Annotated in this window: 18 protein-coding genes; 13 read left to right on the forward strand and 5 right to left on the reverse strand. The window is 62.3% G+C overall.

Annotated elements, in window-relative coordinates; translation table 11 throughout:
* Nucleotides 1–11: 11 nt before the first annotated feature.
* The 9 genes from CXQ97_RS17045 (at nt 12) to CXQ97_RS17085 (ending at nt 10,994) form a co-directional block, all read left to right on the forward strand.
* The gene (locus tag CXQ97_RS17045; RefSeq protein ID WP_104182084.1) at nt 12–1,352 is read left to right on the forward strand and encodes a NosD domain-containing protein; all 1,341 of its coding nucleotides are present in this window, start codon (nt 12–14) and stop codon (nt 1,350–1,352) included.
* A 62-nt stretch (nt 1,353–1,414) separates the two neighbouring features.
* Nucleotides 1,415–1,984, forward strand: a complete 570-nt coding sequence (locus tag CXQ97_RS17050; RefSeq protein WP_104182085.1) for a LacI family DNA-binding transcriptional regulator — start codon at nt 1,415–1,417, stop codon at nt 1,982–1,984.
* Between the two features lie 163 nt (nt 1,985–2,147).
* Nucleotides 2,148–3,629, forward strand: coding sequence for a glycoside hydrolase family 32 protein (locus tag CXQ97_RS17055; protein WP_104182086.1), 1,482 nt, complete (start codon nt 2,148–2,150; stop codon nt 3,627–3,629).
* A gap of 65 nt (nt 3,630–3,694) precedes the next feature.
* Complete coding sequence (locus CXQ97_RS17060) at nt 3,695–5,032, forward strand: ABC transporter substrate-binding protein (RefSeq protein ID WP_104182087.1); 1,338 nt, start codon at nt 3,695–3,697, stop codon at nt 5,030–5,032.
* 70 nt (nt 5,033–5,102) lie between these two features.
* Nucleotides 5,103–5,984: a carbohydrate ABC transporter permease gene (locus tag CXQ97_RS17065; RefSeq protein WP_104182102.1), complete on the forward strand. Its 882-nt coding sequence runs from the start codon at nt 5,103–5,105 to the stop codon at nt 5,982–5,984.
* Nucleotides 5,981–6,892: a carbohydrate ABC transporter permease gene (locus CXQ97_RS17070; RefSeq protein WP_104182088.1), complete on the forward strand. Its 912-nt coding sequence runs from the start codon at nt 5,981–5,983 to the stop codon at nt 6,890–6,892. Before CXQ97_RS17065 ends, CXQ97_RS17070 begins: the two co-directional genes overlap by 4 nt.
* Nucleotides 6,889–7,908, forward strand: coding sequence for a LacI family DNA-binding transcriptional regulator (locus tag CXQ97_RS17075; protein ID WP_104182089.1), 1,020 nt, complete (start codon nt 6,889–6,891; stop codon nt 7,906–7,908). The genes CXQ97_RS17070 and CXQ97_RS17075 overlap by 4 nt, the downstream gene beginning before the upstream one ends.
* A gap of 31 nt (nt 7,909–7,939) precedes the next feature.
* Nucleotides 7,940–9,388 carry a glycoside hydrolase family 32 protein gene (locus CXQ97_RS17080; RefSeq protein ID WP_258062711.1) on the forward strand — a complete coding sequence of 483 codons (1,449 nt, stop codon included), beginning with the start codon at nt 7,940–7,942 and terminating at the stop codon, nt 9,386–9,388.
* A 46-nt stretch (nt 9,389–9,434) separates the two neighbouring features.
* Complete coding sequence (locus CXQ97_RS17085; protein ID WP_104182091.1) at nt 9,435–10,994, forward strand: glycoside hydrolase family 32 protein; 1,560 nt, start codon at nt 9,435–9,437, stop codon at nt 10,992–10,994.
* Nucleotides 10,995–11,103: 109 nt separating this feature from the next.
* Here the strand turns inward: CXQ97_RS17085 and CXQ97_RS17090 are convergent, their stop codons facing one another.
* From CXQ97_RS17090 to CXQ97_RS17105, 4 genes are all read right to left on the reverse strand, one after another.
* Nucleotides 11,104–11,415, reverse strand: coding sequence for a putative quinol monooxygenase (locus tag CXQ97_RS17090; protein WP_104182092.1), 312 nt, complete (start codon nt 11,413–11,415; stop codon nt 11,104–11,106).
* Complete coding sequence (locus CXQ97_RS17095) at nt 11,412–12,218, reverse strand: ATP-binding cassette domain-containing protein (RefSeq protein WP_104182093.1); 807 nt, start codon at nt 12,216–12,218, stop codon at nt 11,412–11,414. Before CXQ97_RS17095 ends, CXQ97_RS17090 begins: the two co-directional genes overlap by 4 nt.
* Nucleotides 12,215–13,258: an ABC transporter permease gene (locus tag CXQ97_RS17100; protein WP_104182094.1), complete on the reverse strand. Its 1,044-nt coding sequence runs from the start codon at nt 13,256–13,258 to the stop codon at nt 12,215–12,217. Before CXQ97_RS17100 ends, CXQ97_RS17095 begins: the two co-directional genes overlap by 4 nt.
* Nucleotides 13,259–13,339: 81 nt before the next feature.
* Nucleotides 13,340–14,416 carry a substrate-binding domain-containing protein gene (locus CXQ97_RS17105; protein WP_219815460.1) on the reverse strand — a complete coding sequence of 359 codons (1,077 nt, stop codon included), beginning with the start codon at nt 14,414–14,416 and terminating at the stop codon, nt 13,340–13,342.
* A gap of 211 nt (nt 14,417–14,627) precedes the next feature.
* On the opposite strand from CXQ97_RS17105, the gene CXQ97_RS17110 reads away from it, so the two are divergent.
* The 3 genes from CXQ97_RS17110 (at nt 14,628) to CXQ97_RS17120 (ending at nt 19,664) form a co-directional block, all read left to right on the forward strand.
* Nucleotides 14,628–15,629, forward strand: a complete 1,002-nt coding sequence (locus tag CXQ97_RS17110) for a LacI family DNA-binding transcriptional regulator (protein ID WP_104182096.1) — start codon at nt 14,628–14,630, stop codon at nt 15,627–15,629.
* Between the two features lie 20 nt (nt 15,630–15,649).
* Complete coding sequence (locus CXQ97_RS17115) at nt 15,650–16,600, forward strand: PfkB family carbohydrate kinase (protein WP_104182097.1); 951 nt, start codon at nt 15,650–15,652, stop codon at nt 16,598–16,600.
* Nucleotides 16,601–16,712: 112 nt separating this feature from the next.
* Complete coding sequence (locus CXQ97_RS17120) at nt 16,713–19,664, forward strand: GH32 C-terminal domain-containing protein (RefSeq protein ID WP_104182098.1); 2,952 nt, start codon at nt 16,713–16,715, stop codon at nt 19,662–19,664.
* 340 nt (nt 19,665–20,004) lie between these two features.
* Here CXQ97_RS17120 and CXQ97_RS17125 read toward each other — a convergent pair whose 3' ends face one another.
* Nucleotides 20,005–21,054 carry a PDDEXK nuclease domain-containing protein gene (locus CXQ97_RS17125; protein ID WP_104182099.1) on the reverse strand — a complete coding sequence of 350 codons (1,050 nt, stop codon included), beginning with the start codon at nt 21,052–21,054 and terminating at the stop codon, nt 20,005–20,007.
* 768 nt (nt 21,055–21,822) lie between these two features.
* Between CXQ97_RS17125 and CXQ97_RS17130 the strand changes: the two genes are divergently transcribed.
* A complete protein-coding gene (locus CXQ97_RS17130; RefSeq protein WP_219815458.1) occupies nt 21,823–23,931 on the forward strand; it encodes a glycoside hydrolase family 3 protein in 2,109 nt (702 codons plus the stop codon).
* The last annotated feature ends 263 nt before the right edge of the window (nt 23,932–24,194 follow it).

A 24,194-nucleotide genomic window follows, 5' to 3' on the forward strand; every position in this document is an offset into this window, starting at 1 on the left:
GGAAAGAACCTATGTCGAACAACAACTACTACGACGTGACCGCGTGGCCCGTCGGCAGTCCATCCGAAGACATCGGCGCAGTGATCAACAGCATCATCGCTGACATCAAAACCCGGCAGACCGACACCGATGCGAACGATGGCGGAAAGCCAGGAGCGGTGATCTACCTCCCGCCCGGGGACTACCACCTCCGTACGCAGGTCGTCATCGATATCAGCTTCCTCAGGATCGAAGGCTCCGGACACGGCTTCACGTCCTCGAGCATCCGGTTCAACGTTCCCGAGGACGAATGGCCCAACCTGCACGAGCTATGGCCTGGCGGAAGCCGCATCATCGTCGACCTCCCCGTCGATGGAAACCGTGCAGGATTGTCGGGCGCCGCTTTCCACGTCGAGCGAAGCGGGAGCCCCCGGATCAGCTCCGTCGAATTCGCCAACTTCTGCATCGACGGGCTGCACTTCACCCCCGATAACTCGGGGATGCCGGCGGAGAACACCTACGTCAACGGCAAGACAGGCATCCATGTCGCCAGCGCCAACGACTCGTTCCGCGTCACCGGCATGGGATTCGTCTACCTCGAGAACGCGCTCACCATCCACAATGCGGACGCACTCTCCGTGCACGACAACTTCATCGCCGAATGCGGAAGCTGCATCGAGCTACGCGGCTGGGGACAAGCATCCAAGATCACCGACAACCTCATCGGAGCAGGCCCCAAGGGCCACTCCATCTATGCCGAAAACCACGGCGGGCTCCTGGTCACCGCGAACAACGTCTTTCCCCGCGGCGCGAGCAGCGTCCATCTTGACGGCATCAACCGTTCAAGCGTCACCAACAACCGCCTGCACTCGTTCTACCCCGGCATGCTGATCCTCACAGCGAACAGTTCCGAGAACCTCGTAGCCACGAATCACTTCCTGCGCGACCACGAGCCATGGACGCCCTTCCAAGGCGTCGACAACGGACTGGACGACCTCGACGGGCTTCTCCGTGTCAGCGGGAACAACAACTCCGTCATCGGCAACCACTTCTCCCAGCTCATCGACGCACAGGACATCCGGCCGAAAGGTGCGACGCCGGTGATCATCCGGCTGGTCGCGGGCGCAGGCAACTTCGTCTCTAACAATCACGTAGTAGCGCTGGACGTCCACTCCACCTCGAGTGACTCCTGCTTCGAGGCGCAGGTGGACGCCCTGCTGACGACCGAGGCTTCGTGCGATCGGGCCGTCACAACCGTCATGGTCGATTCCAAATCAACCCGGAACACGATCCTCGATTCCGGAACCGACGCCCAAGTCATCGCGGACAGGGCCGCCAATGCCTTCCGTGCAACGCCCACGGTCGGATCCTAGGCAGCACATACACTTTGGCCTAGTCACTCCCGGGAGCTTGACGATCTTCACCGGGGCTCGTAATGGCGGATCGGCGCCGCGGCTGCGAAGAAGCCCTCCAGGCTGCGGGTCTCACCCTGCCCGAGGAGCTGATCGCTACAGGACCCCACGGCCTGGAGGGCGGCGCCAAGGCGATGGCCGAGCTGATGTCCCGGCCGGTGCTCCCTACGGCTGTCTTTGCCGAATACGACGAGCTGGCCATAGGCGCAATGTGGGCGCTACGTCGGGCCGGGCTGAGCGTACCCGGTGACATCTCGATAATCAGCGCCGACGATCACGAGATGGCGGCCATGTTCGATCTGACCACCATCGCGCAGGATGTGGTAGGCCAAGGTGCGATCGCCGCCCAGCTGTTATTGCAGGCACTCGGGGCCCAAAAGGTTCGCCTACCAGACCCGCCGGTGCTCGTGCCAACCTGGTTGGTGCTGCGCGGGACGACCGCCCCCCGCGGCGACGGCCAGACTCCCGCGCGCACGCCGCCGCTCCCGGCCCCGCTCTTAACCTTGGCCATTACAGCCATGCGGTACAGGGATTTGAGCCAGCCCTCGAATCTGGGACTGCGGCCAGCCACTCGACGAGTTCTGCCCGGCTGAAGGTGACCCCAAAGCAGCGGGTCGCCCAGTCGGAAGGTGCAGGCGATCCTCGATCTTCGTCACGAAGCGCCGGCTTCGATGTTTTTTGCTTAACCGCTTGACCAACCTCAAAGGGGGCTCTAGATTGCTGCGTAACCGATTAACCAGTTACGAAGAGGGCGCAATGAACCAACGAGGGTTCCACCAACCAAAGAGTGCATGGGTTGGAGATGTCATCCCCTGGCAGGAGAACGGCACCTTTCACCTGCTTTACCTGCACGAGGCGCGCCAAATGCCGAAGGTCGGTATGCCGTGGCACCGGGTTGTGACCGATAACCTCGTTGACTTCCACGATGCTGGTGAATCGCTCGCCTCGGGAGGCCCATCGGCAGCGGACTTCAACGTGTATACCGGCAGTATCGTGCTGGACGCTGACGGCACGCACCATGTTTTCTACACCGGCCAGAATCCGGATCGACGCGGCGCCGACGGGCAGCCGTTGCAGGTTGTCATGCATGCCACGAGCGGTGATGGGATGCAGACCTGGGAGCGGCATCATGCTGACACCTTCGGAGCCACGGCTGGCTATGAAACCGCTGACTGGCGCGATCCTTTCGTCTTCTGGGACGAGGAAGCTAATCTCTGGCGGATGCTCATAGCTGCCCGGCACGCATATGGGCCCGAGCGACGCCGCGGGGTTATCGCCCAGTGCACCTCGGCCGATCTCACGACCTGGGAGCCGGTTGAACCCTTTTGGGATCCACGGCGCTATGTCGCACATGAATGCCCCGAGGTGTTCCAGTGGGGAGAGTGGTGGTATCTCGTGTACTCAGAGTTCAGCGAATCCTTCACGACGCGCTACCGGATGTCCCGCAGCTTGCACGGCCCCTGGATTGTCCCGGAGCACGACAGCCTCGACGGGCGCGCTTACTACGCTGCGAAGTCGGCTGCCCGCGATGGTCGCCGCTTTTTCTTCGGCTGGGTTGCTTCTCGCGAGGGCGCCCATGACGCCGGAGCGTGGCAGTGGGCAGGAACGATGTCGGTGCTCGAGGCTGAGCAGCGTCCCGATGGCACACTGGCCTTTCACCCGACAGCAGAAATGCGCAGCACCTTCGAGAGTGCGACCGATGCCATTCCGTTTGGCACGATTCTCGATGCGCCCGACGGATACGCACAGGCCCTGAGCTCCTTGGACGCCCCATCTTCGTTCCGACTGGTTGCTCGATTCGATATCGCCTCAGGTACCACCGAGTGTGGTGTCCTCCTCCGGGCAACAGCTGACGGTGATGAAAGCTACGTTCTACGACTGGAACCAAAGCGCAACCGTCTGGTCTTCGACCGGTGGCCGCGCAGCCTCACAGGGACGGAGCAGTGGCAGATCTCAGGGGACGTGCCCTTCGCAATCGAACTTGAACGCCCCTGTCATCTTCCCTCTGGCCCCCACGAGCTTGAGGTAATCATCGATGGTGACCTTTGTATCGCCACCGTTGATGATGCTGTCGTCCTGAGCACCCGCCTCTACGACCGACCGACCGGTCGCGTCGGTGTATTTGTGGGCGAAGGCTCCATCGCTGTTGAAAAGCTCTCCCTCTTTTCCAGGAGCGCAAGGCATGCCAGTTCCGATTCCTCATCCCTTGACTTGCTCACTGCGTCAAGCACGACCTAATTCGCTTTACCGTCCCATCCACCTCACCCCGCCCCACCAATGATCGATCAACGGAGATTCTGACCATGTCACTCACCAAACGAACCACTGCCTTCATGGCCTTCATCGCCGCATCGGCACTCACCCTCTCGGGTTGCGGCGGCGGAGCCAGCAGCGCCGACCCGGCAGACAGCAACCCTGAAGGCGAGGTCGTAGCCCGCGAAATCTCGTGGTTGCTCTCCCGCCCTGCCGACGGAGGCGTCATCACGGCGATGGAGCAGATTGCCGACGACTACGCGAAGGACCACCCCGGCTTCGCGCTCAACCTCATCACCACGCCCGATCGTCCGTCCTACATCCAGAAATACGAGACCCTGGCTGCTGCGAACAAGCTGCCGGAGCTCTTCGACACGGATGCGACGCCGTTCGCGCAGAAGCTCGCAGAACAGGGCCGCATGATGGACGTCGAGGTGCTCTTGGAGGACCTCGGGCTTGCTGACTCGTACCGTGATGCAGCACTGAACTACCAGCGTTTCGACGACGGGTCACTGTACATGGTGCCGTTCGAATTCCAGCTCGAGTTCTTCTGGTACAACTCGGCGCTGCTCCAGAGCGCAGGCGTTGAAGTCCCCAAGACGTTGGATGACTTCCCGGCGATGTGTAAGGCGCTGCGTGAACAGGGCGTCACCCCGATCGCACTCGACGGCCAGGACCAATGGCCGCTCGAACGGTACATGGCGTACTACCCGTTCCGCATGGCGGGCCCAGAGTACATCCAGGATTTGAAGAACGGCGAGGCGTCCTTCTCCGACCCGGCCGGCAAGGCCGCGGCCGAGTGGCTGTACGAGCTCGGCCAGGCCGGCTGCTTCCAGGAAGGCTTCTCCTCGACCGGTTACGCCGACGCGCAGGCGTTGTTCACCTCCGGTAAGGCCGCCGTCTACAACATCGGCACCTGGGAGCTCAGCAACCTCGCCACGGAGGCGCTCGACCCGGCCGTTCGCGACTCGGTCGCGACCTTCACGCTGCCGACCATCGAGGGGGCCGTGACCGCGGACAACGAGTACGTCACGCCGTCCGGTATCGGCATGGCCGTCAACGCGCAGACCTACGACCCGCTCGTCCGGGACTTCCTCGCGTTCGCACTCGAGCAATACCCCGAGATCTACGCCGCAACGGGTGCCCTCTCGCCGACCACGACGGCCCAGACCACGATCCCCGCTGATGCTACCGATCTGTATGCGAGCTCGATCCAGCAGGCCGATGAGGTCGGCGAAGCAATTGCCATGCCATGGGATACACAGCTCGACCCGGCGACGAACACCCGTCTGCAGCAGGAGCTGACCCTCCTGGTCCAGGGCGACACCACGCCGGACGAGTTCGTCGCAACGATGGACGCGGCCCTGCAGGAAAACACCGATGACTGAGATCGACCGAGCAGGGGCGGGCGCGACGCGCGTCCGCCCGCCCCGGCGGCGGAAACCGATGTCAACATCGATGCTTCCCCGCAGGTCGGCGCTGTCCGTGGCGGTGTTCCTTCTTCCGCCTCTCGTGCTCTACGGCGTTGCCGTATTGCTGCCGATCGTGCAGTCGCTGTTCCTGAGCCTGTACTCGTGGGACGGCATCACGGACATGGCGTTCGTAGGCCTCGACAACTATGTGAAGATGCTGACCCGGGACGACGTCTTCTGGACGGCGTTCGCTAACGCGCTTGGCTACCTCGTGATCTGCCTCGTCCTGCAACTTGGAGGAGCACTCATCGTCGCCGGGCTGCTCACGGCGCTTCCCCGGGCACGCGAGCTGGTCAAGACCCTGTACCTCCTGCCTGCGGTCATCTCGACGGTCGCGATCGCCCTCCTGTTCCAGCGCCTATATGCGCTCGAACCTGTCGGCCTGATCAATCAGCTCCTCGAATGGGTCGGTCTCGGCCACTTGCAGACGGCGTGGCTTTCGGACGTGCAAACGGTCCTGGTAGCCGTGTCAATCCCTGAAGGCTGGCGATTCACCGGTCTCTACATGCTCATCATCTACGCAGCTCTCATGGCCGTGCCCAGTGACCTCGAGGAAGCCGCACGGTTGGACGGCGCCTCGTGGTGGCAGATCTTCTGGCGCATCCGGTTCCCCTACATCCGGCCGGTCTGGATTACGACGACGATCATGGCAACGACGTTCGCCCTGCGCGGGTTCGACATTCCGTACCTGCTCACCAACGGCGGTCCCGGGCAGTCATCTGAGCTGCTGACTACCTACATGTACAAGACAGCGTTCGTGCACACCGACTACGGGTATGCCAGTGCAATCTCCATGTTCATCGTCGTCGAGTGCCTGGTCGCCGTTGGCCTCATCTTTTTGCTGCTTCGTCCGAAGGACAAGTCATGACCGCCTCACTACTCAAGCCCTCCACGGAGCAACCCACACCACAGTCGCCGCACGGGAAGCGCAAACCGCGTCATGCCCCGCGGGTGCGGGCGCAGCGCACCGCCCTGACCGTGACGATCATTGCGATCGTACTGGTGCAGGTGTACCCGCTCGTGTGGTTGCTGCTGACCAGTTTCCGCACGGCAGCGGACTTCGCTGGTGGCAACCCTTTCGCGCTGCCATCGGCGTGGACGCTGGAGAACTACACCCGAGCTTTTTCGACGGGCAATCTCGGCATGAACATCGTCAACAGCCTGATCGTCACCCTCGGGGCGAGCGTGCTGATCGTGGTGGCGGGCATGATGGCCGCCTTCGCACTGCAGGTGCTCGGTTTCCGCTTCAGCGGGCTCGTCCGCGCACTGTTCCTCCTCGGCATCATCGTTCCGGTGCAGATCGCGCTCGTCCCGCTGTTCATCGACTATTCGAAGGTCGGGCTGCTGGACACACATCTTTCGATGATCATTCCGCTGGCCGCCTTCGCCCTGCCGATGGCGGTGTACCTGTTCTCATCGTTTTACGAGTACATTCCGCGGGAAATGTACGAGGCCGCGTCACTCGATGGAGCCGGACCGTACCGGATTTTTACCCAGATCACGTTCCCTCTCTCCATGAACACCATCATCACCGTCGTGCTCGTCAACAGCATCTTCATCTGGAACGACTTCATCTTCGCGAACACCTTCGTGCTCTCGGACGGATTGAAAACCATCCCGCTCGGTCTGCAGAACTACATCGGCGCGATGGGCAACACTGATTGGACGGCGACATTCGCCGCCGTATGTGTCACGGTCACACCGCTGCTGCTGGTGTTCCTCGTGCTAAACAAGGCAATGATCAGTGGCCTCGAGAGCGGAGCAACCAAGGGATGACCAGCACAGGCCACGGACGAAGCACCTCGGGTATCACCATGCGGGATGTCGCTAAGGTCGCCGGCGTCTCCGTCGCGACAGTGTCCCACGTGGTGAACGACAAGCCTGGAGCGCGGATCGGTGACGATGCCAGACGTCGAGTGCACGAGGCGGTCACCGAACTGGGCTACCGGCCCAACGCCCTCGCGAAGACACTCTCGCAAGGCACGTCGCGTTTCATCGGCCTTGTCGCTGACGCTATCGCGACGACCCCGTTCGCCGGTCAAATCATCCACGGTGCGCAGGACGAGGCGTGGAAGCACGGCTACGTGCTGCTCGTGGCGAATACCGACGGCAACACCGCTGCTGAGGATGAGGCGATCATGATGATGTTGGAGCACCAGGTGCGCGGCATTCTCTACTCGACCTGGTATCACCACGAAATCACTGTCCCCGAGGCGCTGCATCAAACCGACACGGTGCTGGTGGACTGCTTCGCGGGCGGCAGCGGGCTCCCCGCGGTGGTGCCGGATGAGGAGCAGGGCGGGCGCTCCGCAACGGAGGCGCTGCTCGCGGCGGGGCATCGTCGTATTGCATTCATCAATACCACGACGCCGTCTCCGGCGCAGAGCGGGCGCCTTGCCGGGTACCGGTCGGCGCTTGAATCCGCCGGCCTGGATTTCGACGAATCGTTGGTGTTTCCGGCGTCCCCTGAGCAGGAGGGCGGTTACACGGCCACCGCAAGTATCGTCGACTCACGGGCGACTGCCGTCTTCTGCCACAACGACCGGGTGGCCATGGGGCTCTACGACGGGCTCCGCGAGCGAGGCCTCCGAATCCCGGACGATATGGCCGTCATGGGATTCGACAACCAGGACGTCATCGCCGCCCATCTTCGACCGCCTCTGTCGACTGTCGCCCTCCCCCACTACGAGCTCGGCGCGGCCGGCGTCCGCCGACTTCTTGGACTCGAGACGCCGTCCACAACTCATCCTCAACTGATCGCTTGCCCGCCGATCCAGCGGCACTCGATCTGAGGGGACAGCTATGCCAGACATAAACAGCCCTATGCCGCGCCCACTTTTCCATCTGACCCCGCAACGCCACTGGATGAACGATCCGAATGGCCTCGTCTTCCATCGCGGCCGTTGGCATGCCTTTTTCCAGTACAACCCTGAAGGATCTGATTGGGGGAACATGAGCTGGGGTCACGCGAGCAGTGCCGATCTGCAGCACTGGGAAGAACTCCCGGTGGCGCTGCGCTACCGACCGGGTGAACAGGTGTACTCGGGGTCGGTGGTCGTCTCCTCGCCCGGGGAAAATGGCCAACTGGTCGCCTATTACACGAGTGCTTTCGCGGACGGCCGACAGGCGCAGTCACGAGCGATCAGCGACGACGGCGGACTCACGTGGCAGCGCGACGTCGACAACCCGGTGCTTGACCGCGGCACGAACGCCTTCCGCGATCCGAAGATCATCCGGTTCCAGGATCACGACGGCGGTTTTCGTTGGATCATGCTCGCGGTAGAGGCCGACGACCGGCAAGTGCTGTTCTTCTCGTCCACCGACCTCCGCTCCTGGGAGCATCTGAGTACGTTCGGACCGATCGGGGCCACAGGGGTGGTCTGGGAATGCCCGGACCTGATCCCTCTCGCTGTCGACGGCCGTGCCGATGACGTCCGCTGGGTACTGCTCCTCAGCACCAATCCGATTGGCGAGGACGCCGACCCCGAAGGATCCTCGATGAGCTTCGTCATCGGACAGTTTGACGGAACCGCGTTCACCGCGGAAAGCTCCAACCTGCAGCGCCTGGACCACGGCCGTGACTTCTACGCCGGTGTCAGCTTCGACAGTGCACCAGATGGTGCAGCTGTCATCCTCGCCTGGATGAGTAATTGGCGCTACGCCGGTAACGTCCCCTCATCGCCATGGCGGGGGGCGATGTCACTACCGCGCCGCCTGTCGCTTATCAGTGTCGACGGCGAGCCGCGGCTCGTGCAGGAGCCGCCGACCTTCGTGACCGAGCGCTTGGCCTCCGTGACACCCACAACCCTTCTCGGCTCTCCTGAACCCCTTGGGCTGATCCTCAGCGGCCATTCGCTCGTCGATCTGAGCTGGGATCCGGCCACCACGGGCAGGCTGCGCCTCCACCTGCAGGGCGACGCGGATGCGGTCGTCGAGCTCGTTCACGACATCGAGCCGCAACTGCTCCGCGTCACCAGGTCCGGCGTCGCGGTAGATGCCGTCCACCCGGACTTCTCCTCGACGAACGCTGTCCCCCTCGCTGCGGACGGAAAAGCACGACTCCTGCTAAGCCTCGATGGACCGCTCCTCGAGGTGTTCGTCAACGGCGGTCGGGCCACCAACTCGAATCTGGTCATGCTCGGATCCGGGTCCGTGTCGTTGACGCTCGAAACCGAGCAAGAAAGTCCGGTCACGATGTCGGCCGTCGATCTGCCATCGCCCGCGAAGATCGCCTCACCTATGACCAACAAACCTTTACCTGCGTTCGTCTGAGTAGAGGCACTGATCGTCGCAACACCACTCTGGAAGGAAAACAGCAATGACGCCTGATTTTTCACGACGCAGCGCGCTTCAGGGCGCCGGACTCGGCTCACTCGCTCTCTTCATGAGCAGCGTCGCTCCCGTCGCAGCCAACGCCCAGACTTCACTCAGATCGGTCTTCCACATGACCCCGCCGACGGGGTGGCTCTGCGATCCTCAACGGCCGGTGTTCACCAACGGGGCGTACCAGCTGTACTACCTGCACTCCGGCCAGAACAACGGCCCCGGTGGCTGGGATCATGCCACAACCCGTGACGGCGTCGCGTTCACGCACCATGGCACCGTGATGCCGCTGCAACGGGACTTCCCCGTGTGGTCCGGATCCGCCGTCGTCGACACCGCAAACACCGCGGGATTCGGTGCAGGAGCAGTCGTGGCCCTTGCGACCCAGCCCACGGACGGAATCCGGAAGTTCCAAGAGCAGTACCTCTACTGGTCGACGGACGGCGGCTTCACGTTCACCATGCTCCCCGACCCGGTCATCCTCAACACTGACGGCCGAACCGCTGTGACCCCAGCGGAAACCGAAAACGCGGAATGGTTTAGAGACCCAAAAATCCACTGGGACCGTGCACGGAACGAATGGGTCTGCGTCATCGGTCGAGCACGCTACGCAGCCTTCTACACCTCGCCGAACCTCAGAGATTGGCAACTGAAACAAAACTTCGACTACCCGAACCACGCCCTCGGTGGGATCGAGTGCCCGGATCTTTTCGAGATGAGAGCTTACGACGGCACTTGGCACTGGGTGCTCGGCGCAAGCATGGACGCCTACAGCATCGGACTGCCGATGACCTATGCCTACTGGATGGGAACGTGGGACGGAACACGGTTCATTACCAACGACCTCACCCCACAATGGCTCGACTGGGGTTGGGACTGGTATGCGGCTGTCACCTGGCCGAAGGCCAGCGCACCGGACGATCGCCGCTTGGCTATCGCCTGGATGAACAACTGGAAGTACGCCGCGCGCGACGTCCCCACTGACACCTCCGACGGATACAACGGACAGAATTCGATCGTCCGCGAACTGCGGCTCGAGAGGCAATCCGGGGGCCAATACAGCCTGCTCAGCTCTCCCGTTGACGCACTGGCCAGCCACGCAACCGCGGCCATCTCGTTGCCTGACCACTACGTCACGGGAAGCGCCGTGCTGCCCTGGAGCGGCCGCGCGTATGAGATCGAACTGGACATCTCCTGGGACACTGCAGCCAACGTCGGCCTCTCCGTCGGAAGGTCCCCGGACGGCTCACGGCACACCAACATCGGCAAGTACGGAGCCGAGCTTTACGTCGACCGCTCACCATCCAACCAAGCCGGCTTCTCATTGGCACCGTACACACGTGCAGCAGCACCAATCGACGCAAACGCACGCTCGGTCCATCTGCGCATCTTCGTCGACACGCAAAGCGTCGAGGTCTTCGTCAACGCAGGCCACACAGTCATCTCGCAACAGGTCCACTTCACGGACAGCGACAGAGGCATCTCGTTCTACTCAGACGGCGGCTCAGCAAACTTTACGGGCATTACGCTCCGCGAGTTCGGCACTCCCATCTGACAATGGGGCGTTCTACGGGCTCCAACGGGTCTGAGCCTGAATCCTGCGCATATGGCACGCCAAAAGCCCCAAGGTCCGAGATGCCGGGCCTTGGGGCTTCACGGTGCGGCTACGCCAGAGGCGAGAGCCAGGTCAGGTGGGAACCGTCTCCGACGATGAGTTCGGCGAGAGCTTCATTAAACACCCGCCCATAGTCAGCGGTAATGTGCGCCTGAAATGCCTGATCGTCTCGATATATCTCGTACACGAAAAAATCGTCCGGCGACTCCTGCCGGCGGTGAGGGTCGAAGACAATGTTGCCCGGTTCGGCTCGTACTTTGGTGGTCAGGTTGAGCAGGAGTGCCTGGACTTCGTCTGCCTTGCCGTCCTGCGCAGTGAACTCCGCGTAGAGCGCTACTGTGCCAGATGCTTGAGCGGTCATGCTGCCTGGGCTCCAGTCATAATGGCGACCGCTTCAGTCATCGAGTGGCTCTGCGGGGTGATGGTCGTCGCGCATTTGCCGAGACGCTGGATGTGGATGCGATCCGCGACCTCGAAGACGTGCGGCATGTTGTGGCTGATGAGGATGACCGGGATGCCCTTGGCCCGAAGATTCTTCACCAATTCCAGAACCTGCTTCGATTCGCGGACGCCAAGCGCCGCGGTTGGCTCATCGAGCACGACGACTTTGGACCCGAAGGCAGCAGCGCGGGCCACCGCCACGGCCTGTCGTTGTCCGCCCGAGAGGTTCTCGACGGGTACGGTGACGTCCTGCAGAGTGCTGATCCCAAGCTCAGTGAGTTCGGCTCGCGCTTTCTGACGCATGCCCTTGGTGTCGACGACCCTGAACACAGAGCCGAGGATGCCCTTGCGACGCTCTTCCCGGCCAAGGAAGAGATTGGCGGCGACATCGAGTGCGGGAGAGACAGCAAGGTTTTGATACACCGTCTCGATTCCGGCCTGGCGAGCGTCCTGCGGGCGCTTGAAGCTGACGGGCTGGCCTTCGAGGAGAAGTTCGCCCTGGTCCGGGACCTCGGCGCCGGTCAGGCATTTGATGAGGGTCGATTTGCCGGCCCCGTTGTCCCCAATAATCGCAAGCACCTCACCGGGATACAGTGCCAGGGATACACCATCAAGGCCGACTACCTTGCCGAAGGTCTTCACGAGGTTGCGAGCCTCGAGGATGGGCTGACGGTCAGAGTCACCGCTCGGTGATGGAAGAGTTGCGCTTGCGGCGTCGGTCATTTGCGTACCTTTCGGATCCACTGGTCCACAGAGACCGCGATAATAATGAGGACGCCCACGGCGAACGTCTGCCACAGGACGTCCAGGCCAGCGAGGGAGAGTCCGTTGCGGAACACGCCCACGATCAGGGCTCCGAGGAGGGTCCCCCAGACGGTGCCGCGCCCGCCGAAGAGGCTCGTTCCACCGATGACGACAGCGGTGATGGAGTCCAGGTTCAGGTCAGCGCCGGCGTTAGGCGATGCCGCGTTGCTGCGGCCGATCTGAATCCAGGCGCCGACAGCGAGGATGGCGCCGGCAGCGAGGTAAACGCTCACGAGGACACGGTTGACACGGATGCCGGCAAGGCGTGCGGCTTCCTTGTCGTCGCCAACCGCGTAAACGTGTCGTCCCCACGCTGTCTTTCCGAGAATGAAAGCAACGGCGATGTAGAGAAGGAGCATGAGGACGACGCCGTTGGTGATGTTCACGCCCGCCAGGCTGAAGGTCGTTCCGGTGGCGGTGAGGACCCCTGGCATCTCGGATCCGCGGACAGTGGCGCCGGCCGAATACAGCAGGGTGAGGGCGATGAAGATGTTCAGGGTGCCAAGGGTCACGATAAAGGGCGGCAGCCTGAACTTGGTGACGAGAAAGGCATTGAACGCGCCTGCGGCGAGCCCGACGACCATCCCCAACAGTAGTGCGATGAAGCCTGGAACCCCATTCTGGGAGCTGGTCTGTGCGATGACCATGGAGGTCAGGACCATGACCGCTCCGACGGAAAGATCGATCCCGGCAGTCAGGATGATGAGGGTCTGTGCGATGGCGAGGGTGCCGACGACGGCGACCTGCTGGGTGATCAGGGACAGGTTTGCCGGGGCGAGGAAGCGATCATTGAGCAGGCCGAAGACGATGACGGCGATGACCAGCACGATGGCAGGGCTGAGCGCCGGGTAGCGGTGCAGGGTGTTGCGTACGCGTGTGAGCGGTGTGGTGCGATCGAGGAATTCGCTGGCGAGGTCATGGCTGCCCGAGGAGGGCGCTGTTTGTACGGTCTGGTTCATGGAGGAACTCCGTTGGTCGGTGCTGATAGCCGGTCCGCGGGGAGAATGTCGACCCGCGGACCGACTATGTCGAGGGGTGCTTTATCCCCAGCAGATGTCGCTGGCAGCAGTGGCGTCGATGGACTCCAGGCCGTCCTGAGGTTCGTTGGTTACCAGGGCAACGCCCGTGTCGAAGAAGTCCTTACCATCGGTCGGCTTGGGGGCTTCGCCGGTTTCGACCAGCTCGGCGATTGCCTGTACGCCGAGTTCAGCCATTTTGACCGGGTACTGCTGGCTGGTGGCATCAATGATGCCCTCGTCGACCTGGCCGACTCCCGCGCAACCGCCATCGATGGAAACGACGATGACGTCTTCCTTGCCGGCGGCTTTGAACGCTTCATACGCGCCGTAGGCGGCCGGTTCATTGATGGTGTAGACGACATTGATGTCGGGGTTCGCGCTCAGCAGTGTTTCGGCTGCCGTACGACCGCCGTCCTCCGCTCCCTGGGAGGCTTCGTTGCCGACGATCTCGTACTCACCACCGCTGTAGGAACCGGTCTTCTCTTCGTCCCCGTTCTTCTCAGCATCGGCGGTATCGATACCCATTCCGTCCAGGAAACCCTGGTCACGGTTGTAATCGACGGAGACGATCTTGTCGTCGAAGAGATCGATCATGGCGATGGTGGCCTTCTCACCTGCCAGCTTCGACGCAGTCCACTTGCCAATCTCCTGACCAGCAACGAAATTGTCGGTAGCGAAGGTGATGTCCGCGGCTTCGGGAACCGATGGCGGGGTGTCGAGGGCGATCACGAACAGGCCGGCGTCCCGAGCCTTGACCAACGCGTCCTCGACTGCCGGACCGTTGGGCGTGATCAAAATACCGGCATCACCCTTCGAGATGGCGTTCTCGATCGCCTGGATCTGGGTGTCCTCGTCTCCATCCTCTTCACCCGCCGCCAGCGTCAGTTCCACGCCCTCGCTCTCTGCCGCGACTTGTGCGCCTTCCTGCATGGCGACAAAGAACGGGTTGGTCGTCGTCTTGACGATCAATGAGACACCGATAGGGCCATCAGCCGAACCAGACGTCGCGCCGTCACCCGACGAAGAGGACGAGTCCCCTCCACCGCAGGCCGTGAGGGCCAGAAGTGAAAGCGTCACGACCGAGCCCGCTGTCGTCATGCGCCGACGGAACGAGTGGGACGGATGGGAAGTCATGCGATTCATCCTTGAATCTCCTTTAGTGGAGGGAGGTATCCTCCCTGACAACGATGTCATGTCAGGTATAGACTATGATCTTGCTCACAGTCAACATTTCAGGAACGATGGAGATTCAAACGTGACATCGATGTCAAACGTAGGCTCCCAGCAGTCTCCGCGATCCCGACCCACGATGCGCCACGTTGCCGCGTTGGCTGGAGTGGGTATCAAGACTGTCTCCCGCGTCATCAATCAGGAACCGAACGTCTCGGCCGCGACTATCGCAAAGGTAATGGATGCTGCAAAGTCGCTGAACTATTACCCCGATGAGCAGGCGGGGAACCTGCGGCGGGCAGACGGGCGTACCCGAACCTTGGGCCTGTTGGTAAGCAGCGTGGACAACCCCTTCGCTGGAGCCATGCATCGCGCCATCGAGGATGTGGCGCTTGAGCGTGGCATCGCTGTGTTCGCGTCGAGCCTGGATGATGACGCTGAGCGGGAGCAGGCTTCAGTCGCCGCATTCCTGCGCCGGCGGGTGGATGGGCTGATTCTGACCACCATTTCACGCGACCAGTCCTACCTGGCCTCCGAGATGCGGCACGGGACGCCCATTGTCTTCGTCGATCGGGAACCGGCGGGTATTACCGGTGACTGCGTCGTGAGTGACAACCGCGAAGGCGCGATCACGGCTACCAACCACCTGCTTGACCGTGGCCATCGGCGCATCGCCTACCTGGGAGATCGCAGTGATATTTACACGGCAGCGCAGCGGCGCGGCGGGTTCTTCGATGCTCTTGGTCGAGCAGGTATTCCCACCGGGGACATTCCGGTCATCGAGAATCTTCACGACGAGCGATCCGCGGCGCAGGCGATGCTCGCCCTCCTGGACTCCCCCGCGCCACCCACCGCAGTCTTCACCAGCCAGAACCTGGTGACCATTGGTGCGATTCGCGCACTGAGGTCCCGCGAGGCGCACCGAACCACCGCACTTGTCGGCTTCGACGACTTCCAGCTCTCGGACTTACTCGACCCAGGAGTCACCGTCGTCGCCCAAAACGCGGAGGACATCGGCCGTACCGCGGCTCAACGACTCATCGACCGACTCGACGGAGAAGCGGCGCCGCCTCGCACCTGTATCGTCCCGACCACCCTCATCATTCGTGGCAGCGGCGAAATTCTCCCTGCCCAGCACTGAGCTCAACAGAAAGAACGACGATGACATCCCAGACCACCCGCAGCGTCGTCGTCATCGGCGATGCCCTCATCGATGAACTGCGCGAACCGACCGGATCCCAATCCTTTCCCGGTGGCGCAGCACTGAACGTGGCGGTCGGACTGACCCTGCTCGGTGTTCCCGCGACCCTCATCGCTATGGTCGGCGATGACGTCGACGGCCGACGCATCAAGGACTTCCTGAAGCAGCACAATGTGGAGCTCCTGGCAACACCCGCCCCCTATGGCACCGCCCGTGCCACATCCGACCGCACACACGGCGAACCCCGCTATGTCTTCAACCAGGCAGCCCAGCATCGAACCCTTGTCTTTCAGGGTGCTCACCGTGCAGCGGTGGCACAAGCAGCGCTCGTCGCCGTCAGCTGCTTTCCCTTCGACAACCAGGTAGAGGTCGATTCCCTCACCGCGTTGATTGGTCAGCCGGAGCGCCGCCTCGTCATCGACCCCAATCCCCGATCGGGAATGCTCGTCAACAGGGAGCTCTTCCTGACCAACTTCACGCATCTGGCAGCACGAAGCCTGCTCAGCAAAGTCGGAGACGACGATGCCAGGCTTCTCGCTGATGAGGACCTTCACGCTTTCAGCCGCCGCCTCCTCGAGGCTGGAGCGTCCACCATTCTCGCGACGGCAGGACCCAAGGGAGCATCAATCCTGCGCGCCTCGCACCCGGAGGTCCACCAGCCCATCGCTGAGCTGCCCGGACCCATCGTCGACACCATGGGAGCCGGCGATGCCACCCTGTCTTCGATTCTTTCAACCCTCACCCGACACGGGATGCCCGACACGCCTGCTGCAATCAACACTGCGCTGACTGAAGCGATGCTGATCGCAGCCGCTACCTGCCGCACCCATGGCGCTCTGCTGCAGCGCCCAGCAACACTCGCAGCCCACAGTGCTTCGGCCTCCGTAAACGCTGCAACTGCAGATATCTGAAGCGAAAAGAGAGGCCCTTGAATTGTCTGGTGGACAGTGCGTAGCATCACATTCACCAGTTGACAACGTTGTCAGTTAAGCTGACACGCGCAATGAAGGGCGTACCTAGACCATGAAGTCCGGAACCCGCAGTCAAACCCTTACAGCAGGAGTAATCGCCGCTTTGGCGGCATCCATCCTTGCAGCCAGTGCCCCCGCTCTGGCCGAAGAAGCACCAGTTGATCCCGCAACCCAGCAGTACCGCCCGTTCATCCACTTCAGTCCCGAGAAGAACTGGATGAATGATCCAAACGGGATGGTGTACTACAAGGGCAAATACCACCTGTTCTTCCAGCACAACCCCTTCGGTACGACCTGGGGCAACATGAGCTGGGGGCACGCCACCTCCACCGATCTCCTCCAGTGGGAAGAGCAGCCCCTGGCCATCCCGCAGACCGTCAACGCCGAGGGTGTGGCGATCGAAGACATTTTCTCGGGTTCGATCGTGGTTGACGAGAACAACTCGTCGGGCTTCGGCACGGCAGAGAACCCGCCGCTCGTTGCTGTCTACACCAGTGCCTACACCGGTGCGCACCCGACCCTGGCTGGTCGTCAGGCTCAGTCCCTCGCCTACAGCACCGACGAAGGTCAGACCTGGACAAAGTACGAGGGAAACCCGGTTCTCGACCGGAACTCGGCCAACTTCAGGGACCCCAAGGTATTCCGCTATGACGGGCCCGCCGGCTCGTATTGGGTGATGAGCACGGTGGAGGCAACCGATCACAAAGTCGTTCTCTACAAGAGCGATAACCTCAAGGACTGGACTCACCTCAGCGATTTCGGACCCGCGAATTCCACAGCCGGTATCTGGGAATGCCCTGACCTGTTCCCGATCGCCGTGGATGGAAATCCCAACAACATCAAATGGGTGATGGTCGTTAACCTCAACCCGGGAGCTGTTGCAGGAGGAAGCGGTGGTCAGTACTTCGTCGGCGACTTCGACGGCACCACCTTCACCTCCGACACCACCGAACCAGTCGACTCCATCCCTGATGGAACGACCTTCGCCGGCTTCAACGACGGAACCTACAATGGGTGGACCGCCAACAATGAACCCGGGAACTGGAAGAACGGCCCCTGGTCCGACACCCCAGCCCCGGGCGCGCTACCTGGACAGCTCACCGTCTCGGGATATAGCGGGGCAGGGCTGATTAACGGGTTCAACGATGGCGACTGGCCAGTCGGAACTATCGAGTCCCCCACCTTCACCGTCGGTAGCCGGGATTACATCAACTTCCTCGTCGGCGGTGGTAACCACCCTCACGTGCCCGGCGGCCAGCTGGAAAACACTCCGGCACCCGGAACCCTCCTGTTCAACGGCTTCGAATACGCTCAAGGCACCCTGACCGACCAGGGGTGGTTCATCGACGGCGACTTCGAGGCAGCTCGCAACCCCGCGACAGCCGGCGGCGAATTCGCCATCGGCACTGGGCGCATCAACACCTACGAGGCCGGCCCCAACGGTGACAACAACGTCGGCACACTCACCTCACCCGAGTTCACCATCGACAAGTCCAACCTGAGCTTCCTCATCGGCGGCGGACGACGCACCGACGGGACGCTCCAAGCCGAACTACTGATCGACGGTCAAGTGATTGAAACCGCCACAGGTCAAAATGCCGGCGCACTCAACTGGGAGAATTGGGATGTCAGCGCCTATTTGGGAAAGCAAGCGACACTGAGAATTGTGGACAACGCCTCCGGAGGATGGGGCCACCTCACCTTCGACCACGTCGTCCTCGGCGACGAGCGAGCTCAGCCCCGCAGCGACGAGACCTCCGTGAACCTCCTGGTAGATGGAGAAGTCGTTCGCACCGCGACCGGCGGCAATAGCGAGACGCTCGACTGGACGAAGTGGAATGTCAGCGAGTTCGAAGGCCGCGAAGCCAGCATCAAGGTAGTCGATAACAATCGCGGGGGCTGGGGGCACATCCTCGCCGACGAGTTCATGTTCTCCGACACCCCCGCCGAATCCCGTCTCGAGGACTACGACTGGCTCGACTGGGGCAAGGACTACTACGCAGCTGTCTCCTTCAGTAACGTCCCCGACAACAAGAGGATCATGCTCGGCTGGATGAGCAACTGGGACTACGCCAACGAGATCCCCACCAGCACCTGGCGAAGCTCCATGGCACTCCCCCGCGAGGTCAGCCTCACCGAAACCGCTGACGGTCCCCGCCTCGTGCAGAAGGTCGTCGACCAGATCGACACCCTCCGCGAAGACGATGCCGCCTACACCACGGGACCCCGGAACATCACGGAGGGCACGGAAACCCTTCCAGTGACAGGTGACGTTGTGCAGGTCGACGGCGTCTTCTCCCGAGGCGATGCCGAAACCTTTGGACTCAGCGTCCTCGGAGACGGTACCGAAGCCACGAAGATCGGTTACAACACGGGAACCAACAGGCTCTTCGTCGACAGGACCAACTCCGGTAATGAGGGCTTCCACCCGGCGTTCTCATCCATCGAGGATGCCCCCGTGCCGCTGAAGGACGGACGAGTGGCCATGCGCATTTACGTCGACCGCGCGTCGGTTGAGGTCTTTGCAAATGACGGACTCACCACCATCACCGATCAAGTGTTTCCCAACGCCGGCGCAAACCAGATCGGTCTGTTCTCCTCGGGCGGGACTGCAACTCTCGAAAGCCTGACAGTCACGCCCCTCACCCCGGCGATGTGGCACGGTGCGGTACCGCCAAAGCCTGCGGACAAGGCCACTACCGCTCCGGGCAAGGCCAAACTGTCCATCGACCATGGTCAGGACAAGGGACCCCACGATGGCAACTACACCGTGAACATGAACCTCGAGGCTGGCGAGAACGGAACCAGCTTCACCCTGTACGAAAACGGCGAGCAGATCCACACTCAGAAGCTCAAATGGGCAACCCCAAAACCCCAGAGCGCCATCGTGGACATCACCAACAGGGCACCGGGCAAGTACGTCTACACGGGAGTGCTCACCAACAGTAAGGGAACGACGGAAACGACGAAGCAAACCGTCGTCGTGCAGAAGATCAAAAAGTAGCCACTGGCAGGAGGCACAAAAGGCCTCCGCATCGCTGGTGACAGCCCTATACGCGATAGCCGGTAGTCCTACTTACAGGGCTACCGGCTCTCGTCCTGAAAGAACAGCGCAGGTGATGTGTCCAACACCTGCCCTCGACGTAACTTACGTCTGCTGTGCCAAAGTGCCGAGGGCCTCCGGACTCGATATGGCAGCGTGTCTCTGCCAAGGCACCTGACAGAACCTGAGGTTATCGGCGATGCAATGGCGTCCTAAGAGAGAGCATTCACAGGCCCTAAGACAATCTCTCGATGCATCATTCTTCGCATCATGGTGGGGTTGGCCCGCAGGGTCGAAGGTCTCAGCTGTCAGCGTCGTTTGAGTGTCTCTCATGCTCCAGTGCAGCGGTGATAGCGGCTGGTGACGGCAAAGTTGCTTGTTCATCGGCGGGAAGCGCGTCGTAGGTGTAGGACGTCACGGCCAGGGGCTGGGTGGATCCCTCGAGGGCGTAGCGTACGACTCGTTCGGTCTTCGATCCGCACACGAGGATCCCCACGGTGGGCGCCTGACGTGGCAGGCGCAGGAGGTCATTGACGGCTGCGACGTAGAAGTTGAGTTGTCCCAGATTTTCAGGCTTGAACCTGCCTGCCTTGAGCTCCACGACCACGTAGCGGTCGGAGGGGACGTGGTACAGCAGCAGGTCGATGTAGAAGTCGTCCCCGTCGATGTTGAGGTGGTGCTGACGGCCGACGAAGGCGAAGCCTGGCCCGAACTCTGCCAGTGTCTGGGCCATCCGGAGGGTCATGGCTTCCTCAATGGCGTGTTCCTGGGCTTCCTCGGTCAGGCCGAGGAAGTCGAGGACCAGGGGATCCTTTGCGACTTCCCGCGCCAGATCTGTGCCGACGCCGGGTAGTCGTGCTTCGAGGTTGTTCGGTGCCGCGCCGGCCCGGGCGTGGAGGTTGGTGAGGATCTGGTGTTCAAGGACGGCCACTGACCAGCCGTGCTTAGCGGCACGCGCCGCGTACCAGGTGCGGAGGTCGTGGTCGTCGATCTTGTTCAGGAGGGTGAGGTTGTGGCTCCAGCTCAATTGTCCAGACGGTGTCTGGACAATTGGTTCGGTGCCGTCCCATGCGGCGGCGAAAGCCCGCATGTTGTACAGATTCGTCCGGGAGAAACCCTTCATGTGGGGGAACTCTGACTTCAAGTCCTTTGCCAGGCGGTCAAGGACCCTACTCCCCCAGGGTTCGTCGGCTTGCCTGTCCAGAATGAACCGCCCGATGTTCCAGTACAGCTCGATCATCGTCGTGTTCACGACGCGCTGCGCGCGGTGCTGAGCTTCCTGCACCAGCGCCGTCAGGGCCGTGAGGGTGGCGGCGTAGTCTCCGGGAAGATCCGGCTCGAGCTGGGGCATGAAACCACCCTAGTTGGACGCGCCACTGTTCATTCCCTGTTAGCCAGAGCCAGTGGTGGCAGTGCTGCTCGACTAGGCGACCGGAAAGCAGGGTGATCGTCTGAAAGCACCACAGCCTGTGACGCAATTAGGCGACAGCGGTGCATTAAGTCTGTACTTCTGTGTATCTGTGCTCAACCGCTGGGAGCTTGTTCTCGGCTACGGGCAGGCGTCCCACAGCCAACTAGGAGGCGCCGCCGGCAGATCCTAGCGACGCTGCCAGCGACTGGGCTTACAGAATATCAATTATCGGCGATCCTCCAACGCGGTTTGAGGGGCAGTTCACAAGCAATGAAGGTGACCACCTTCTTGTTGTCGTCGGCGAGACAGGCCACGCTCCAGTGGCATGATCCAGCCTGGAAAAATGCTTCACTCGGAGCCCGTCAATCACTGGGGTGCACCTGAGGGCTGGGGTGGAACCTCGCTGAGGCCGCACTGAACGTCTTGACTGGATTCTTGCAGCGCCCTAGGTTGATGCCTACGTGAGACGGCTATCACACGCACTTCTCACTCCCACTCCCTCATAGCGAGTGCTCTTTCCGCAAAATTGAAGCGCTTCAACAGATGGTTCCATGTCAAGGAGGACATATGAAGAAACCACAGCAGGTTCGAGGAAAGGCGCTGACGATCCTGGCATTGGCGGGGCTGTTGGCCTCGGGCCCCCTTGTCGCTCAGGCTCCGTCCGCTGAAGCCACGAGCCCGGCAACCTATCCGCCAGGGTGTCCCTGGATGGACACGTCCAAGTCGCCGGACGAACGGGCCCGCATCCTGCTGGACGCCAGCTCGCTCGGCCAGAAGTACCGCTGGCTGGTGGAGCAGCCCGCCAACGACCCGACCGCGACGACGTTCAGCGGGGTTCAGTACGAAGCACAGCTCCCGTGCACCCCCAAGGTCGTGTACACCGATGGGCCGGACGGCGTGCGCTTCACTTCCGGCGTGACAGCGTTCCCCGCCCCCATCGCTCTCGGAGCGACCTGGAATCGGGACCTGGTCTTCGACAAGAGCGCGGCGCAGAGCGAGGAGGCCTTCGACAAGGGCAAGAACGTCGTCCTAGGCCCGGGCATCGCCTCCGGCCGCACGCCCCTGTCCGGTCGGACGGCCGAATACTTCGGGGAGGACTCCCTGCTCAGTGGACGACTGGCCGCTTCCGCGATCCGCGGCATCGAGGAAGGAAACCCGGGCAAGCCGGTCCTGTCCAACCTCAAGCACTACGTCGCCAACGAGCAGGAGATCTCACGCAACGCGAGCTCGTCGAACGTTGATGAGCGGACGCTGCGGGAGGCCTACGACCTTCCCTTCGAGATCGCCATCGCCGAGGGTGACCCGGAGAGCATCATGTGCTCCTACAACCAGATCAACGGCATCTACGCCTGCGAGAACCCCCTCCTGAACGACACCCTGCGCTCGAAGCTCGGGTTCGACGGATACATCATGTCCGACTTCGGGGCCGTCCACTCCACCGCCCCCTCGCTCACGGCAGGGCTGGACCAGGAACTCAACCGGCCGATCTACTACACCCCCGCTCTCCTGAACCAGGCACTGGCCAAGGGCGAGATCACCGAGGAACACGTCGACAACGCAGCGTTCAACGTCGTCCGCTCCTACATCCGGGGCGGACTGTTCGACACCCCACTGCCAACACCGGCCGCCGGGTCAGTATCGACCGCAGAACACAAAGACCTGGCCCGCCGGGCAGTCGAGGAAGGAACCGTGCTGTTGAAGAACGACGGCGTCCTCCCCCTGTCCTCCAAGCCAAAGACCATCGCGGTCATCGGCCCTACCGCGTCGAAGACACCGACGAACGGCGTCAGCGCCCTGACCGCCTGCAGCATGAAATGGCCCTTCGGATCTCCCCACACCCTGGACTGCTCGAGCGTCGTCACGATCGAAGAGGCGGTGCGGGAGCGCGCAGCGCTAGAGGGTTCAACCGTCGTCTTCGATGACGGCTCGAACCCCCAGCGTGCGGCAACCGTGGCGGCCGCAGCGGATGTGACCGTTGTCGTCGGCTACTACACCTCCGGTGAGTTCAACGACCTGCCGGATCTTCGCGTCGATGGTAACGGCGACGCGCTCATCAGTGCGGTTGCAGCAGCAAGCCCCGCCACGGTCGCAATCCTGCAGACGGGCAGCGCCGTGGAGATGCCCTGGCTCGACGCTACCGAAGCTGTCCTGGAAAGCTGGTACGCCGGCGAGCAGCAAGGCCCGGCTTTGGTGAACCTGCTGTGGGGTGACGTGAACCCGTCCGGCAAGCTGCCGATGACCTTCCCGGCGTCCCTGACGGACACCCCGACACGGACTCCTGCTCAGTACCCCGGCATCTACTCGAACGGATCAACGACCGCCCCCGCTGGGACACGGGAGATCCGGCAGGTTGACTACTCTGAAGGCCTCGCCATCGGTCACAAGTGGTACGACTCCCAAGGCATCGACCCGCTCTTCGCGTTCGGCCATGGTCTCTCCTACACCGATTTCGAATACCGGAATCTCCGCATCAAACCCAGCACCGGCAAGAAAACCGGCACCACGTCGCTGGACGTCAAGTTCCAGATCAAGAACACCGGCAAGACGGCCGGCGCCGAAGCCGGCCAGGTGTACCTGACGCTGCCTGACGCCGCCGGGGAACCGGGCAAGCGACTGATCGGCTTCGAGAAGGTCACCCTGAAGCCCGGCCAGACCACACAGGTTCACCTGGTCATCGACGCCGCCAGCCCCGATCACCCGTTCTCCACATGGGACTCGGCCAGCGACGCCTGGACCACACCACGCGGTACCTTCACCGTCGAGGTCGGCGGCTCCTCGCGGGAGTTGCCCCTGATCTCGGAGGTCGCGCTCCGCTAACCGGACCGTCACGAAAGCCCGCCATCCTCCCGGATGGTGGGCTTTCGTGCGCCCGAGGCACCACGACAGCCTCCCTGCGCAGGACAGCAAACCGCACGTCGTACCTGACCTCTCGGCGCACTATCGGGATGCGCCCGTGATGGTTGACACACCTCCGATCCACCCCTACCCTCATCCTCGCGCCGCTCGACGAGGAGCACGGCGGCTTCCTCGCCGCCCAGCACCTCATGGACATCGGCCGGAAGCGCCTGCTCTTCGCCGGT

It is taken from the genome of Arthrobacter sp. B0490 (assembly GCF_002929355.1).
Classification (GTDB): domain Bacteria; phylum Actinomycetota; class Actinomycetes; order Actinomycetales; family Micrococcaceae; genus Arthrobacter_D.